Here is a 17,361-nt window from a genome sequence, read left to right as displayed (position 1 = left end):
CACAAAAATAATCGGTTTGTTTATAATTATTTCTTTTTTTTGTACCTTAGAGATATAGTTATGAAGCGTATTGTTATTTTTGCATCTGGTTCTGGTTCGAACGCAGAGAACATTATTAAGTTTTTTAATCACACTAAAACCGCTAAGGTTACCAAAGTGTTGTGTAACAATGAACATGCCAAAGTTTTTGAAAGGTGTAAAAACCTAAATATTAGTTGTTTACACTTTAATAGAGCGCAGTTTTCGCAATCGGATTTTGTTTTAAATATTTTAAAAAAAGAGGCCGATTTTGTAATTTTGGCTGGGTTTTTATGGAAAATTCCGACTAGAATTATCAATCATTTTCCCCAAAAAATTATTAATATTCATCCTGCCTTATTGCCAAAATATGGTGGAAAAGGAATGTATGGAATGCATGTTCATAAAGTTGTAAAAGAGAACCAAGAATTGGAAACTGGTATTACAATACATTATGTAAATGCGAATTACGACGAGGGTGCCATTATTTTTCAGGCAAAAACGGCGTTAAATGATACAGATACTCCTGAAACTATTGCAGAAAAAATTCATGTTTTAGAACAAACCTATTTTCCAAAAGTAATTGAAGAAGTAATTTTAAGTATTAATGAGTAAACAAAAGTTTTATGTTGTTTGGAATGGGCGCAAAAAGGGAATTTATACATCTTGGAAGGTTTGTAAAAAACAAATTGACGGATTTGAAGGTGCGCAATACAAATCTTTTGCTAGTTTAGATGATGCTGAAATTGCTTTTTCTAAAAAATATGAAGATTATAAAGGTAAAAACACTACAAAACCCACTTTACCGGCTAATGAAAAAGCCAAATATGGTTCGCCTAATTTAGAAAGCATTTCTGTAGATGCTGCTTGTGCTGGAAATCCAGGGAAAATGGAATACAGAGGCGTACTTACCCATAATAAAAAAGAAATTTTTAGAAAAGGACCTTTTAAAAAAGGAACCAATAATATTGGTGAGTTTTTGGCTTTGGTGCATGGAATTGCTCTTTTAAAGAGTAAAAACAAAGAGGATATTCCTATTTATTCGGATTCTAAAATTGCTATGAGTTGGGTAAAACAAAAACGTTGCAAAACCAATATAATTTTTGATGCTTCTAATAAAGACTTGTTAGAATTGATAAAAAGAGCCGAAAATTGGCTAAAAGAAAATACGTTTAAAAACCCTATTTTAAAATGGGAGACCAAAGCTTGGGGAGAAATTCCTGCGGATTTTGGGAGGAAGTAATTTTAGTTTTTAGTCGCCGTTTTTAATGTCAGTTTCAAAGTAAAAAGTATGTTTTTGCACGTCTAAATTTATCTATAAAACCGCTTCTGATTTTTTTGTTTTTAAAATATCTGGGAAACTCAATTGACATTCTTTAGTCAAATATTCTTTTCTGATTACTATTAGTAAAAATTATACAGAATTCGTTTTGGTGTTTGCGCTATAAAGGTTAACAAAGAATTACAGACAAAGAAAATCCGAGAGATTTTTTGTAAGTAGGCGAAAACTAGCCATTAATTTTATTCGGTATTACAAACAGTCTTATTTATAATAATAATTTCCTTTCGTGTTTATTTCATTTCCTTGTACGATAATATCTAAAAAACTATAGTCGCTTTTATTTTTATACGTTATTGTGCAATGCTTTTATTCTACCAACCTAAAATTCGATTTACCTATTTTTTCTATTGCTTCATCAGCTAAATATTCGGTTAAGCCGACTGAACCACTTGTTTGTATCAAATTATTCTTTAAATATTGAGGTAAACCATTCAGAGATTTATCATCGTCTATTATTAAGAATTGATTTTCACGTTTATTATTAAACCATTTAATCAACTCTTCTTTTCTATTTAAATGTTTAGTATTCCTAGGAAGTCTTGAAATTTTATTAATATTAATGTTTCTTCTTCTAAAAATATTTTTCCACTCATTTAATGTATATTTATGCTTGTGAGATGTAGTCAATACAATATCTGCACTTGAATTAGAAATAATTCTATTAAGTGACCTTGTTGCCTTTGTGCTAAACTCAGGAAAGCCATCCTCTAAAATTTCAGGCCTTCTCCAAGAGTTAGCGGGAACCATTACTCCATCTATGTCTAAGTATAATAACATAATGCAAATTTATAAATTTATTTTGTAAGTTCAATTATCTTTTCTATCGGTATTTTGTTGAATTCTGCATCTAACTCATTAAGTCTTTGGATTTTTTCAAGTGTATCCCATTCTTCCTCGACAAAATCAACACTTTCCCACTTATATTCTATTGTGGCACTAGTCTTTGAAGATTTGGCTTCATCTAGTTTTATTTTTGCTAATATTGAACTTACAAACCTATGATGACCATCAATAATACAATTGCCACACACCTTAATGTCATCAAATTTTATTCCATTTATCATTTTTTTATAAATTCTTCTAATGATTGGAAGAGAAAGTTTGTTGTGAGTGGTAATTAAAATATAGTCTGTCTTTTCGATTACTTCTAATATTGTTTCCTTGTTAATTTTTTTCATAGTAGAATTTTTAAAGTTTTGCATAACGTGTTTGTTTATGGAAATTTGCGATTTTGTTTGCAAGGAATTTCCGAAGGAAACACAGCAGTAAGCAAAAATACAACTAACTTTGGTAAGGCTAAAAGTAGCCATTTTTTATAAACGACTTAATAGAATTTAATAAGGTTGTAAATTCCTATAAAAAACCTGTATTTTCTAACATAAATTTTTAGAAAAGAACTTTGCACTTTCTTTTTGTAAATACAAGTAACATATATTATGTAATAATCTATTATATTAGCGAGGTAATTCTTTAGGCATGAAAATATTTATAAAGTTCGATTTTACAGCCATTTGTAACAAAGTTCTTAAAGACACGTTAGAAACGTTTAATATCAAATACAAAACGTTAAGTTTTGGAGAAATTGAGTTTTTAGAGAAGGTTTCTAAAGAACAATTAACAGCTTTAAATGAGACTTTAAAAGAGTATGGTAGCGAGATTGTAGAAAACCAAAAAAGTATCTTAGTTCAAAAAATTAAAGACACAATTATAGACATGGTTTTTAATGAAGATAGCCATATTAATGTAAAAAGTTCTGTGTATTTATCAGAAAAATTAGAGCACAGTTACGGGTATTTGTCTAATTTATTTTCGGAAGTTACCTTTACATCAATAGAGAATTTTATTATTCTTCAAAAAATAGAATACACCAAACAATTAATTATAAAAAACGAGCTAACACTTACAGATATTGCTTACAAGTTAAACTATTCTAGTGTGGCCCATTTAAGTACACAATTTAAAAACACCACAGGTATTACTCCTTCTGCATTTCAGAGAATTATTACCAAAAGAAGAGAATTAACGAACAAGTAAACAACTAATTTATGCAAGAAGATCGTGTATATATCGTTTTGGCAGATGATGATGAAGATGACAGGTTATTTTTCGAAGAAGCTTTCGAAGAATTAAAAATGAATACCAAAGTAAAAACTTGTAACGATGGTGTAGAATTAATGGATTATTTAAACAACGAAACCAATTCTTTGCCAAATATTCTTTTTTTAGATTTAAACATGCCTAAAAAATCTGGAATAGAATGTTTGCTCGAAATTAAAAATAACGAACGTTTTAAAGACATTGCTATTGCCATTTATTCTACCTCTGCATCCGAAGAAGATATAGAAAATACCTTTGTAATGGGTGCCAATATTTATATTAAAAAACCAGACGATTTTAAAAAATTAAAAAAAATACTATCTAACGTAGTTACTATTAATTGGCAGTATCATACCAATGGTTTAAATAAAGATAACTTTTTATTACGTTTATAAAGTGAAGCTAAAAATTATAAATTCAGAACGTTTTTTAAAAGCAATTTTTGGCGTTAGTCTTTTTTTAATATTATGTATGGGAGGGTTTGCCTACCAACACGTTCAAAAACTTACAAAGTCTTTTGAAATGGTAGAGCATACCTACGAAGTTAATGTAGAGTTAGAACAAATACTTTCTTATTTAAAAGATGCAGAAACTGGGCAAAGAGGATATCTTATTTCTAAAGACACCTTGTTTTTAGAACCTTATTATTCGAGTAGAGAAAAAACGAACAACAGTTTTGCCAGATTAAAAGAACTTACAAAAAACGATAAAACACAACAAAATAGTTTAAAAAACTTAAGCTTTTTAATTGCCGAAAATCTAAGTATTTTTGATAAAAGCTTTAAATATGCAAATAAAAATGGTACTAATACTGCCGATTTCTATGCACTATTAAATAATGGAAAAAATACGATGGACAGCATTCGTGCAAAAATTAGTAAAATGATTGCCCATCAAAACCAGCTACTTCAAGTAAGAAAGAAAAAAAGTAACGAAAGCCTAACAAACACTCCATTAGTTATTTATTCTGTTTTAATAATTACATTGGTTATTTTATTACTTACTTATGCTAAAATTAATAAAGATTTAAAAAATCTTAAAAAGAAAAATATCCAGTTAGAAATTTTTAAAGAATCTACAAATCAATCAGAAATTGTAAGCAAACATGGCAATTGGACCTACTATATTAATGAAGATAAGTTCGAATATTCCAATAATTTATACCGCCTTTTAGGAGAGCAACCACAATCTTTTGATCCTACCATCGAAAACTTTATGAAATTTGTGCATCCAGAAGATGCAGAAAATTTACAAAAACAAGTAAATAGAATGATAAAAGAAGAAAACCTCCCTTTTATCTATTACAGAATTATTCAAAAAAACGGAAATATAAAGCACTTTAAAGCTTATGGTAAAATGATTGTAAGTGAAGACAATCAAAAAAGGCTTCTAGGAATTACATCCGATATTACAGAAGAAGTAAAAAATTACAAACTGCTAGAAGAAAGAAACTTAGAACTAGAAAGAAATAATAAAGAACTATCTTCTTTTAACCATGTTGCAAGCCACGATTTGCAAGAACCTTTGCGTAAAATTCAAACCTTTATTTCTAGATTAGATCATAAAGAAGCCAACAACCTATCTGAAAAAGGAAAATTATATTTAGAGAGAATAAAAATTGCAGCATCTAGAATGCGTTTGTTAATAGACGACTTGTTACAGTTTTCTAGAACCAATAAATCTGAAGAAGTTTTAGAGGTTACAAACATGAATCTTATCTTAGAAAATGCAAAGCAAGAATTGGCCGAAACAATTTTAGAAAAAGAAGCCACAATAACTTCAGATGCCATTCCTGAAATGACCGTTATTCCCTTTCAAATTCAACAATTATTTATAAATTTAATTGGCAATTCTCTTAAATATAGCAAGCAAAATGTAAAACCGATTATAGAGATTTCTTACTCGAAAATAAATACAGATGATGTTTCTAAACTAAAAAAACCAAAATATAGCAACTACCATAAATTAACATTTGTAGATAATGGAATTGGTTTCGACCAAGAATATGCAGAAAAGATTTTTGTGCTTTTTAGCAGATTACATAACAAAAACGAATATTCTGGAACAGGAATTGGACTGTCTATTTGCAAAAAAATTATAGACAACCACCAAGGCTATATTTTTGCTGAAGGAAAATTAAATAAAGGCGCCACTTTCGAAGTTTTTCTTCCTTTTAAATAATTTTTTTATGTTTGCAAAACGTTAAATCCTCCGCTTATATAATTTCACATAAACTTAATGGTAATTCTATAAGTTCTATTACAAATTATATAACAGTAAAACATTAATTTTTGTCAACTTTGTATAACAAAACAAAGCACGTAATGAATGTCAAAAAAAAAATACTAATAAGCTCTCTTCTTAGTATTTTTATGTTTGTAGCAATTTCTCTTTCAACCGTTTCTTGCAATACAAACCATAATAGTAAAACAGAAGAGGACAATGCAGCTAATAAAGAAGCTAAAATTAATAAGAGCCAAAAAGAGGCAAAACTATTGGTTTTAGCATCTAAGAATTATATAAACCTAATTAATTACAGCAATTATATTAAATCTAAAACTACAATAACTAAAAAAACAAAGTCTTTTTTAGAGTCTTTTGAAGCAAATTTAAACGAGCGTTTTAACCATTTAAAAGAACTTTCTAAACACGAATTGGTATTATTACCCAACACTACAAAAACTTCGTTTCTAGATAAAAAAAAGACTACGGAAGAGGTTGAAATCAATCAGAATGTTTATTTAACAGAACTAAATACAAAGATTAACGACCAAATCGATTTAATGAATAAACTTTCGGAAGAATCTAATAAAATTTCCATTAGTATTTTTGCAAGCGAAGCTGAAGATTTTTTAAAAGAAAATAAAAGAAACATAGAAAATATTATCGATAAAAGTTAAAGAAAACCATGAAAACCCTCCTATACACCATTACTATTCTTATAATAATAATTTGGGCCTTAGGTTTCTTCGTATATGCAGTTGGGTCTTTATTAATTCACTTATTGCTACTGCTAGCTTTTTTACTCGCAATTGCTGGTTACAAAATTAAAAACTCTTAAAATCATAATTGCTAGTAACCTGAGTTCGATTAATATTTAGATAGATTTTATTAAGAAAAAAAGATAGATTTTTAGTAATTTAAAGTTTTGAAATTCAATTTCTTAATCTAAGAACCCATCTATGTATTGTTACTCTAAAACTACGAGGTTATTTTGTGTTGTCGATGAATTTTGTAAAGAATATGATTAAATTGTAGAAAAATCGCTACTTGGTAACCCTGCTAAACGCACCACCAAAGATGTAAAAAAATCAAGATATAAACTAAAGCGGGAAATCCTAATGGAAATCCCGCTTTTTAAAAATGTTTATCGGACACTAATAGTTTTTAATTATTAATTTTCTCGTTTCCGTCCATTGTTTGGAATTGATTTTAATAACGAGAATTCCATCTGGAAGTCCATTTTCCATGACCTCCCAAACATGACTCCCTGGTTGAAAATCTCTGGTGCCGAATGCCAATTGCTGTCCTGATGAAATAGCTATAATCCTATAGGTAACAGTGGAACTTTCAGCCAAATTAAAGGCTATATTAAAATGTCCATCGGACTCATTGGGGTAAATAACCAATTGCTGTAAGTTGGAGGGGGTATCTGTTAAACTTAAGATCTCATCTTCAGAGATATATTGCTTCTCATCCAAGTTTTTATTGTTCATATTGGGCGATAAAGACATTATGCTCGAAATTTCAGCTGCAGTTAAAGCCCTTTCCCAAATGGTAATCTCGTCCAAGGCTCCTATATGCCGGATGTCGTCGTTACTATCCTTAAAGGATCCTATCTGGAACGTTCCCCCACTGGGGTCGTAGGTAATGTCTCCTGATCTGGCCGTAGAGGAAGCCTGTTGCTGGCCGTCAACGAACAGTTTCATGGTTGTTCCGTCATAGGTCGCTGCCACATGATACCACTGGTTTAAGTTGAAATTGTTAGGAGCCACAAGATAGGTCAGTACGTTATTTGTCGATATCCCGATACTGAACTTCTGACCGCTACCGTTAGTTCCCAGTATCCAACCTTTCTCATCGCTACCGTTGTCTGTGACCAGTCCTATAAGGCTGCTCCACCCCTTGGCCGTTGTGGTCTTTACCCAAGTGCTTACTGTAAATTTTTGTTGTGGAAGCCCGTCCTTGGCATTGATACCCGATTGTATGGATATCATGTCGTTCCCGTCTAGGGTAACCACGTCGCCTTTGGCGGGATCGTTCGCAAAGGTGGCTCCGTCATTAAGGCCCCCGTCGAAATCCTTGCCCATTGCAGATTCATCGTTTACATTTCCATTGAAAGGAAAATAGGCTATCGCTTCTGTTATTGGATTTGTTGGCTCATATTTAACTATATTATCTTCCTTATATAATAATTCTACTTCGGAAGCGGTAAGAGCTCTGCCCCAAAATACCACATCGTCAAGGTTTCCGTCATAGGTAACATGACTATTTTTGTTTAAGTCGCTGCCTAATATTGTATTGCCTGCACCGTTAGCCCAGTCCAAATTAAGATCTCTGCTATTGTTCAATGCACCGTTAATGTATAATTTTCGATTGATTTTTCCACTTTGTGCTTCGGTGTCTATTACATAGGCAATATGGTACCAACTGTCATCGATAAGGTCTTCTGAACTTGGCAGTCCGTATGATGTGCTTGGATTGAGTGGATCGTACACATTAATATCTCCAATTAGTTTGTCTCCTCTCATTTTGATCTCAAAATTGGAACCAGCCATTATGTTTGAAAAATTTTTGGAATCTATTTTATTTTTCATCCAAAAAGTTACGGTAAGGTCTCCATTATAATCATTAGGATCAAAATCATAATTGGTATCTATATAATCATCTGTGCCATCAAAACTCGCTACTATACCACGATCTAAATCACTTATATAGCTTGACCCACTGTTAATACCGTGATGGTTGTTTCCAGAACTATCATTGGCATTTGATTCCGTAAAGGCATAGACGGCCAAAGGATCCATTATATCTATTTTCGAGGAAGCATATTCTTCAGAAATCTCTTCAAGGGTAAGCGCCTTTTTCCATATTCTAACGTCATCTAACATACCGTTGTAATAATTTGATCCGAAACTTGATAGCCTGCCCATTCCCAAAACAGATTCATTAAGGTTGAAATTAGATGTGGTGGTCGTTTGGTCGATTAGATTGGAATTGATATACAATTTAATCTTTACTGTACCATTGGTTTTATCGGTATCATATACTGCCACAACATGGTTCCATTCATCCATACTAATAGTACTCTCCAAATTGTACGCTGCTACACTGCTTAAAGTTTCCGTATATAATGAAGCGGAAATAGTTCCTCCACCTATGGTACTTATCAAAAATTGTTTTGACCCTATTATCTCCATAATACCCGATTGAAAATTAGTTTTCATCCATAGAGATACACTAAAATCACCACCAAACTTCCTAGGGTTCAGGTCATCGGCTACTTCTACATATCCATTTTGACCATTAAATTGAGCTACTAAACCTCTTTTCGAGTCATTGGCAAAGGTCATATTGGATAACGAACCATGGCGTTCATAGACCGACGAATCAGAGAGATTATTTTCAAATTGATAATTGGCAAGCAGAAAATCTTCTTTTTTGGTCATGCTGTATTCCTCTTGCATTTCGGTTTCGGAAAGCACTTTTTTCCACATTTTAACGTCACTTATATGTCCTTTAAAGCTACTTCCGATCGCTCCGCCGAATCGATTGCCTATGGTTGTATTAGGGTCTTCGTCGTTTACCACATCCATAAAGCCATAAGGTATATTTGATGTGTTTGCAACAACGCCGTCCACATATAGCGTTCGGTTTACCGAGCCATCATCTTGGGTGTCCAACACTAAGGCCACATGATGCCATGTTAAGCCGGTTACATCATTTATGGAGCCGCTATCCATGCCATATTGAACCGTGCCCCCGTTATGAAATGTATGTACTTTTATGCCGTTTGTTGTTCCATTCCTATTTATTGACCAATTTCTGGAACCTATCAGAACAGCGTCACTTTCACCCCAACTCTCGGTACGCATCCATAAAGCTATGGTCATATCCTTTAGGTCTAAGGGATCAAAATCAAAACTAGTGTCCACATAATCGTCTATACCATCAAAATAAATTGCCATATTTCTTTCTGGGTCATTCTGATATTCAGCTCCTTCGGCTTGTCCATGATGAGCATATTTAGAATAATCTGTACTATTCCCTCCAAAGGTATAATGTGCAATAAGATCTGGTAGATTAAGAACATCCTTAAATTGAAACTGATAATCAACACCGCTAAATTGAGGTTTCCCATGAACATTAAACGTCACAGATTCATTAACCGCTATATTTTCATCAAAATGAGTATTGTATCTTAAAGGTAAGTTATTGACCGTTAGATAAAAATTAGTATCATCAACATATCTAACCAGCCAATGGGAGATATCGTTAGCATTTTCACTTTGAGACCAAGTGAGACCTGATCTAGAAGTGAAATTCAAGTATTTACCTGAACTTCCGTTTTGGATTACATATGTCATGCATCCCGAATAAATTAATTTTACTTTTCTATTAGTTGAAGAAATTCTGTTTTTATCTAATAGTCCAGGATCTCCAGTATCTGTAATATCCAGTACGGCACCTTTTATAGGGTTGGTAATATATTTTTCGTCATCAATAATAGGGTTTGCACTATTTTTTCTATTGAAAGCAAAAGGCATACCATCGGAGAAATTAAAAATAAACTGACCATCGTTATTCAAATCCAAATAAGCCTTCTGCCCTATATTAAAAAGTTTTACAAAGTTTTGTGCTGAAAATTCCAGGTTCCAATATAATCCGTCATTTTTAGGATCCCAATTATATATTCCATATTCCCCATCTATAAAACCCAAAACACCCCCTGTAGCCCGGTTTGCTATAGCGTAATTACCATTAGGTTGAATTTCTACAAGCCAATCCATAGTTTCACTTGGATCTGTTGGAGTACCGTGACCCAATTTTAAGTTATTTTTCCCATTTACAAAAGTATAGTAGGCACGCTCAATAGAATTATTGGTAAGAGGTATACGGAAAAGATCTCTTGTCATGGAACCATCTGTATAATATGCTTTCACATCAACCGTCTCAAATGCTTTAAAAGGTGTATTCTGAACGAGAAACTCGACTGAAGTGGTGGTACTTGATGAAGTTGAAATATTGTCAACAAAGTTATTGGAAGAAATACTGTAGCTTCCTTCTTGAGAGGTGCTTGGTATTAAGTAGTTAACCGTTAAATCATTCTCAGAACTATTTATTGTGTTATAGAATCCCCTAACTGAAATTTTTTTGTTACCATTATTATTTTCAACATTAAAATCCAAAACGGTTACGAATGGTGATGTTATGCTTTCAATCTCAATATAATCAATTTGCCTCCAACCATCTCTATAAGGTATTTTTATAGATAAATTTGTTTTATCGGCTTCAGGCTTAGAAATATCACTTCCATTTTCAAATTCTGTGATTCCAAAATTATTCACTTTAGGAAACGGATTTACATTAGATTGGTTTGCTACAATACTTGCAGATTCTTCTTTGTGATAAAGCTGATAATCGTGAATTCTAAAATATGCTAAGGTCTTTCTTTCAAGAGAAGGTTCCGGAAAAAGCATTCTTTGTTCCAACGGAGTTCCATACTCATTATTACTTGCTAAAAACATAGTTGGAAAGTGATTTTTATAGTTCGAGGAACTTTCTTCTGCTCCTGATTTCCACTGCCACCAATAATAGGAATACGCTTGTAAGTGTGAAAAATATTTGTGGGATTGAACCATAAAACGTACGAAAAGTTCTTTGCCTCTAGGCGCATCAGAAATATTCAAGTTGTGCACTCTAAACAACATTTTTTCTCCATTATCTTCAACAGTATATTCTACTTCTTTAACCACTACTATCTGACCGTTTTCAATATAGGCTAGTTCCATAACTAGCTCGCTTGTATTAGATAGCGTTCTTTCTCTTGTATTGCTAAAATTCGCCTGTACATCTGGGTACTCAGGTGGCCAATCAAGATAGGTTAAATTTGGATTATAGTGTTTCCAGTACAATTCCACATTTGCTTGTGCTTTATTATTGCTATTTTCCGACAATGTTATTTCGGCTACTTTTCTCCTATAATTTCGCACGGCATACTCCGGATTTTCACTAGCGTGATACACAGCGTCATTTCCTCCAATAAGCAATTCTCCTCCTTCCAAAATCCATTGACTGAAATATGGATTATAATCATAATTTTGGCTAATTAAATTTTCCTGAAAAATTGAAAATGCATATGGTAAATGATCCGTCAATTTATTATACCCATAGGTTTTATTAATATAACCAACGGAATCTTTGGCTTCTAGATAGTTTCTTACTGCAGCAGAATCAATTGTTTTTTGAAAAAAAACAGCAAAAGAAACCGTGTCCTTGGCAGAATTCAGATCGGATGCCTTAATTGAAAAACTTGGAACAATTGGCAACACATAATCTCCTGACGTTTTTTTGACCCATTGTTCCTCTTCACGATCATGCGCTTGTTCAATCCTTCTTTCTTCTTCAACCATAATAAAGTCGTAAATTAAAAATGCGAGACCCAATCCAGCACCAAAGATATCGGCTACTCCTGAGACTAAATCAAAAGCTTCCAATCCAACAGACATTTCTTCAATCCCAGCACGAAGAGCTACGTCTTCTACTGCTTCTGTCGCAAATTTCTCAGAGACTTCCCCTCCTAGCATATCCGCCTCATTAAAAGACATTTCTTCTGCTGACTCTCCAATATTTATATTATAATCCGCCTCGTTTTCAACTTGTTCACCTTCTTCACATTGATTACAGGTGGAACATAGAATTTGCCCATAAACAGGGTTAAGTATTGGAGCTAGGACGAATCCAAAGATTATCAATAAAATTATTTTATAATAAATTTTTTTCGTATTCATATTATTGAGATTTTTTAAAAAAATATTTAATCACACTTTTCTTTCATTTCTATATTTTCAATCTTATTGTACCCACGAGTAGATAGATTATTGAAATATCTGTATGTAGCAAAGCTTCCTCCACCAACTACAAGACTTGTTCCTATAGTTGCACCTATCGCAATACCCGCTATTTTAGCAGGGCTAAGAGATGAAGAAAGCGATGAGGCGCCACTTGCTGCAGAGGGATTAACTGTACCTACATCAAAAAAGCTATAGGAAAAACTACCTCTTCCATCCTCTAACAAAGCAACGGGTGTTGTAGTGCTGGGATCATTACCTAGTTGGTAGGGTTTTAAGACAACTTTGGATTGTCCTGCAATTAATGGATAGTTCGAGGCTTGCTTTCCGTTACTTTGTGGTATTTCCAATACGGTAGAATTGGCAGTATCAATACCAATAAACTCTGGTCTGTCTTTTAGTTTAAATGATCGCTCATAACCTGTTCCGCCCTCATCAGTAACTGATACTTTGCTACAAACATCCCAATTAGAAATGTCATTACCGTCTCTGTACAATTGCCATTCAAAATTTCCTTTGGCATTTTGAGCTAAGCAGCGGTTAGCTTGATCAACCATATAATAATTTCCTGGAGCAAGAGCAAAAGATGGCAAATCTTTTAGGTTTTTTAATCGAATAGTGTTAAGATTAAGACCATAGAGATACGTATTATTAGAATTTTCAGATAGAGAAAAACTATGCATGCCAGATGATTCTTCAAATTGTAGCGCATATGTATTGGTAGCATAATATTTGTTTCCCAAATCTGGAAGATTGGTTTCCGTAGTTAGAGTGCTTGAAATTGTATGTATGTCACTTAAAAGATTTTGTAATGCTATATTACCATTTACAAAAAGATAGTTGTCTACCGCTAATTTGGCATTTCCAGTTACAAAACGCCCATCTATATTAGCTGTTCCAATAGCCATATGCGTAGTCACATCCATCTCGAAAAGATCTTTTCTTAAATCTAAATCGTATACTGGCGGAGAATATGTTCCCTTGCCTTCAATATCAATATTATCTACTTTTGTCAAAGTAACATAGGTTTGAGTATGATCGGGGTTTGGTCCATTGTAAACTAAAAAGCTGTGCCATCTGTTGTCAATGTATTTATCAAATGATGATACATCTTCAAACTTGTATTGTACAACCTTTCCATCCGCTATTTTTATAAAATAAAATGCCTGATCATTAAGAGTTAATAGTTGACTTAATTCTTCTGCATCTCCGACCTCGGGTAAAAGTGGTTTTTTCTTGATTCGTTTTAGGGCATAATTCGGTATTTTACCTATACCTATAAGCAACATATTTCTCAAGGTTGGCACTACAGTACTTTCTCCTTCTGTATCTTCGTAGTACGTGTCCTCTCCTTGGTAAAAAAGAACGGCTCCTTTGGCAGCTTTTAAATTTTCTATTTTAAAATTACCTGCAATCATGCCTTCAGAATCGTTTAGCAAAGGCATACTTGGACTAAGGCTTATAAAGGCTTTGTCAAGGGTATGATCGGTATTATCATTATAATTAAAAGTTAGTTTACTATTATCCAATACTAAATATTGGTCATTGATTGAACGGTATTGCGAAATTTCTTCTGTGTGCTTTTTTGGCACTAGCATTAAAAAGCTGGATACTAGTCGAGAATAATAAGGTCCCTGATTGTCTTGAACCAATGGATAGCCTGTCCAATCGTGCAATGGCCCTTTAGCGTTAAACCAGATTTGGGAAGAACTTCCCCCGTCCAAATTTATCAGTTTGTCATATCCCTTATATTGATAATAGTTGCTTACCTCTGAATTTTTCATTCCAAAGGTTTTAGAGTAGTTAACTCCTCTAGCATCGGCAAAATTACCTAAATCACCATCTATTATCCCCACATCTAGTTTGTTATCCTTTATAGCTACATATGTTCGCGCATTAGGTACACGCTCAAAGAGTTTGTCATATTGTCTATAAGCCAGTGTTGAAAACCGCTTAATAAATTCATTTTCCGTCAATCGGCTACAGTCATTCCAACCTTCTTCTGCTGGCGCATATTCTACAGTACCCCAAGCTCTACGCAGTACCTCGTTACAAGCTTGTGGATTCGGATTGGATAGAAAACAGCGTATCGCCGTTCCAGACGGCCCCATATGCTTTGGGCTAAATCCAGGGTAATATAACATCCAACTGGGTTGCAATCCATATATATTATAGGCTTCTCCATCTTTCATGTAAGTCATGCCTGCCAAAGCATTGGTGTATTGTGAGGTTTCATTATTAAAAAGAGAACCTAGTTCTGCCACTGTATTTGTACCCGAAATCTCTTTAGGCCTACTTATTATGGTTGCCGATTTTTGAGCACCCCAATTCCAAGCAAATGCTCCTTCTCCCTTATAGCTTAAAATTTGTGGTTGTGCCTTAATTTGACCATCTTTTTTAATAAATGGCACCACCCCAGGTACACCATTGTAGTCCCAATCATAGACTGATCCATTCACGACCCACATGGCACCTTCACGTGCCATAACCCTAGAGGGAATATCTAGCCAACTGGTTTTTGGAACTTTTGTATATTCAAAACAATCCATATTTTGTTCATCACCGTTTGCCGGATCATAGGATTGAAATCCATCTTCTTCTTTTGGATGGAATTTATAACTTACTTTCAATTCATACTCATCGCTGCTGTTACCTAAGTCAAACTGGGAAATGGTTATTCTTTGTTTACGGTCGTTACCTGTTTTACTGTAACCATCAAGCCAACCTAAAAATGTAGGTTGTGAATTGTAACTGTTATAATCATAAATTGCGATTTCTTTGAGTTGTTCACGTGAATTCCAATAAGGATTTGCTGGATATTCATATCTTTTGATTTCCAGTCCAGCTTCTGGTATAGAAGCAACATTAGTAGTTACAACTGGTTCTGGATGCGAATCTAGACTAGAGCCATCATCATTAATGGCCATATTCTTAAGATCTTCGATAGTTAATTTTTGTAAGTTAGAATGGTAGTTTTTGAAACCAGAAGCCCCGCCAAAATTGGCAATTATATCTTTTGCCACTAATTCACAAGGTGCCTCCATTCCATCAGATGTATTCCAAACGTCTGCCTTTTGCCAAGTGTTTTGGGTTACATTTTTCATTCCTATACTTTTCAATTCCTTCACAAAAGACTTTCGGTTACGTTTGGCATTGAATTTCACAGGAATAGCGTTAAAATCTCTACTGGGATATACTTGACTAATTTTATACGAAAGAAGATTTTTAACTCTAGCTGCGGTATTTTTTTCATTACCTAGCTCCTGCCAATATAGCATGGGTATTTGGCCTTTTTGGGTTTCGTAAGCTGGATACCCGATCAAGTACTCGTTCATGGCAATACCTTCTATTGGACTAGTACCTAATTTTGATATGTTTTTTTGTGCAAATTTCAAAGATAAATCCATTGTGATATTGTAGAAACCAATGGATTCAGAACCTTCAATCGCATAAATGTAAATGCTAGAATTATTATACTCAATACTTTGTTTAAAGTTTTCGATTTGTGTTTTTGTTATCCCACTCTCCCAATCGCTAATACTACGTTGAGGTTCCATAGTTTGTAGGTCATAATCTTTGAAATAATTCCTTAAATAAGATAAACCTTGATCTCCCCCGTGAGTCATTACGTATATAGATCCTTGATTATACATAGTTGGGCTACTTACAGGAAATTTAAAAGAAATGCGTCTTGCTTGGGTTTCTCCAAATCCTGATTCTGTGGCTCCCATTATAATAACATTCCGAACATTATGGTCTAATATGAATTTCTTGTATTCATTTGGCAAATCCAATAATTTAATCCAAGCTACTCCTTCTCCTTTTATAGAAGGGTCGTAACCAGCAGTAGCATAACAGGAATAACCGTCTTTAATCCCTGAATGTACAATGCTTTGAACTTCTGCAAACGAATTCACAGAGACTAAAAAGTGAAGTGGTAGAATAGGCGCACCCATGTAATAAGAGAGGTAAGGCGCAGAAGGAACACCTGTTGAAATAATTACCGTATTGAAATCTGTTTCGCTTCCTAATTCTGCATTGTAAAGATCTACTGTTTTTTTAATTGATTTTTCAAGAAAGTTAAGTGAAGAATATACAGATACAGGCCCTCCACCAGGCAAATCCAAAGTTCCATCTAATTTTCTTCGTACATCCCATGTATGAGACACACCCGAATTTAAAGCGGCTAAAGATTTTTGAACCGCGTATTCAGCACTCATGCCTCCTTTTAAAGTATATACGGGTAGGCCTTGATAATCATTCTTGCCTATTTCGTAAGTGTCAATTTGTGTTGGGTTAAATTTTCTGAAAAAACTAAGAGGCAAAGTATAAATAACATCCCCTAATCTATACTCAAGCTTAACAACATATGCCCCTGCACTTAGCTGGCTATACTTATTGGAGGATATTATTTGTAGCCCAGATATCAAATGGGTACTATTTGCCTGGATCGTAAAATCGGATATAGCCGGATTTGTTGGTAAAACGGATTGATCACTGGTCACATTTTCTATTCGAATTACAGCCTGACTGATGCTCAAGTCATTGGGATTCACATTTTTTAATGTGAAAGAAATATCAACTTCTTTATTATTACTAATCGTAGTTTCAGGTTCATCTTGAAGAACAAGTTTAAGGTTTTCAAACGAACCATTTGCTCCATAAGAGAGGTTCGAAAATGACACTACAAAAATGAGCATTGCCACTATTAACTCTTTCAAATAATAATTTCTCATAATTTTAATTTAATTTAGTTGGTTCTTTTTGTAATCTTCTCGCAAATATTCGTTCTATCAATAAATACTTCTATAGACTCTGTTCAAGTGCTATAAG

The 17,361-nt window shown here is 33.5% G+C and carries 11 protein-coding genes; 7 read left to right on the top strand and 4 right to left on the bottom strand.

The features are described from left to right. Positions 1–60 precede the first annotated feature (60 nt). The gene (purN, locus tag JL193_RS10105; protein ID WP_207970688.1) at positions 61–633 is read left to right on the top strand and encodes a phosphoribosylglycinamide formyltransferase; all 573 of its coding nucleotides are present in this window, start codon (positions 61–63) and stop codon (positions 631–633) included. Further along, positions 626–1,261 carry a ribonuclease H1 domain-containing protein gene (locus JL193_RS10100; RefSeq protein WP_207970687.1) on the top strand — a complete coding sequence of 212 codons (636 nt, stop codon included), beginning with the start codon at positions 626–628 and terminating at the stop codon, positions 1,259–1,261. Before purN ends, JL193_RS10100 begins: the two co-directional genes overlap by 8 nt. Positions 1,262–1,666: 405 nt before the next feature. Here the strand turns inward: JL193_RS10100 and JL193_RS10095 are convergent, their stop codons facing one another. Both JL193_RS10095 and JL193_RS10090 read right to left on the bottom strand, forming a co-directional pair. Next, the gene (locus JL193_RS10095) at positions 1,667–2,137 is read right to left on the bottom strand and encodes an HAD domain-containing protein (protein ID WP_207970686.1); all 471 of its coding nucleotides are present in this window, start codon (positions 2,135–2,137) and stop codon (positions 1,667–1,669) included. A 17-nt stretch (positions 2,138–2,154) separates the two neighbouring features. After that, on the bottom strand, positions 2,155–2,538 hold the full coding sequence (locus JL193_RS10090; RefSeq protein ID WP_207970685.1) for a hypothetical protein: 384 nt from the start codon (positions 2,536–2,538) through the stop codon (positions 2,155–2,157). A gap of 298 nt (positions 2,539–2,836) precedes the next feature. Here JL193_RS10090 and JL193_RS10085 point away from each other — a divergent pair, with 298 nt between their 5' ends. The 5 genes from JL193_RS10085 (at position 2,837) to JL193_RS17220 (ending at position 6,518) form a co-directional block, all read left to right on the top strand. After that, positions 2,837–3,394, top strand: coding sequence for a helix-turn-helix domain-containing protein (locus tag JL193_RS10085; protein ID WP_207970684.1), 558 nt, complete (start codon positions 2,837–2,839; stop codon positions 3,392–3,394). 11 nt (positions 3,395–3,405) lie between these two features. Continuing rightward, positions 3,406–3,852 carry a response regulator gene (locus tag JL193_RS10080; protein WP_207970683.1) on the top strand — a complete coding sequence of 149 codons (447 nt, stop codon included), beginning with the start codon at positions 3,406–3,408 and terminating at the stop codon, positions 3,850–3,852. 1 nt (position 3,853) lies between these two features. Next, the gene (locus JL193_RS10075) at positions 3,854–5,638 is read left to right on the top strand and encodes a CHASE3 domain-containing protein (protein WP_243456725.1); all 1,785 of its coding nucleotides are present in this window, start codon (positions 3,854–3,856) and stop codon (positions 5,636–5,638) included. A 143-nt stretch (positions 5,639–5,781) separates the two neighbouring features. Continuing rightward, entirely contained in the window at positions 5,782–6,357 is a 576-nt protein-coding gene (locus tag JL193_RS10070; protein ID WP_207970682.1) for a hypothetical protein, read from the top strand. 8 nt (positions 6,358–6,365) lie between these two features. Continuing rightward, a complete protein-coding gene (locus JL193_RS17220) occupies positions 6,366–6,518 on the top strand; it encodes a DUF5670 family protein (protein WP_243456724.1) in 153 nt (50 codons plus the stop codon). 316 nt (positions 6,519–6,834) lie between these two features. Here JL193_RS17220 and JL193_RS10065 read toward each other — a convergent pair whose 3' ends face one another. Further along, positions 6,835–12,468 carry a LamG-like jellyroll fold domain-containing protein gene (locus tag JL193_RS10065; RefSeq protein ID WP_207970681.1) on the bottom strand — a complete coding sequence of 1,878 codons (5,634 nt, stop codon included), beginning with the start codon at positions 12,466–12,468 and terminating at the stop codon, positions 6,835–6,837. 26 nt (positions 12,469–12,494) lie between these two features. Beyond that, positions 12,495–17,264: a hypothetical protein gene (locus JL193_RS10060; protein WP_207970680.1), complete on the bottom strand. Its 4,770-nt coding sequence runs from the start codon at positions 17,262–17,264 to the stop codon at positions 12,495–12,497. Between the last annotated feature and the right edge of the window lie 97 nt (positions 17,265–17,361).

The sequence above is a fragment of the Polaribacter batillariae genome (genome assembly GCF_017498485.1).
Classification (GTDB): domain Bacteria; phylum Bacteroidota; class Bacteroidia; order Flavobacteriales; family Flavobacteriaceae; genus Polaribacter; species Polaribacter batillariae.
Note: the sequence above shows the minus strand (reverse complement) of the source record. Positions and strands in the feature narration are given on the sequence as shown.

Excerpts from the sequence above, each read along its gene's own strand:
- JL193_RS10100 (WP_207970687.1), top strand. The coding sequence starts at position 626 with ATGAGTAAACAAAAGTTTTATGTTGTTTGGAATGGGCGCAAAAAGGGA.
- JL193_RS10085 (WP_207970684.1), top strand. The coding sequence starts at position 2,837 with ATGAAAATATTTATAAAGTTCGATTTTACAGCCATTTGTAACAAAGTT.
- JL193_RS10065 (WP_207970681.1), bottom strand. The coding sequence starts at position 12,468 with ATGAATACGAAAAAAATTTATTATAAAATAATTTTATTGATAATCTTT.
- JL193_RS17220 (WP_243456724.1), top strand. The coding sequence starts at position 6,366 with ATGAAAACCCTCCTATACACCATTACTATTCTTATAATAATAATTTGG.
- purN (WP_207970688.1), top strand. The coding sequence starts at position 61 with ATGAAGCGTATTGTTATTTTTGCATCTGGTTCTGGTTCGAACGCAGAG.
- JL193_RS10080 (WP_207970683.1), top strand. The coding sequence starts at position 3,406 with ATGCAAGAAGATCGTGTATATATCGTTTTGGCAGATGATGATGAAGAT.
- JL193_RS10060 (WP_207970680.1), bottom strand. The coding sequence starts at position 17,264 with ATGAGAAATTATTATTTGAAAGAGTTAATAGTGGCAATGCTCATTTTT.
- JL193_RS10090 (WP_207970685.1), bottom strand. The coding sequence starts at position 2,538 with ATGAAAAAAATTAACAAGGAAACAATATTAGAAGTAATCGAAAAGACA.
- JL193_RS10095 (WP_207970686.1), bottom strand. The coding sequence starts at position 2,137 with ATGTTATTATACTTAGACATAGATGGAGTAATGGTTCCCGCTAACTCT.
- JL193_RS10070 (WP_207970682.1), top strand. The coding sequence starts at position 5,782 with ATGAATGTCAAAAAAAAAATACTAATAAGCTCTCTTCTTAGTATTTTT.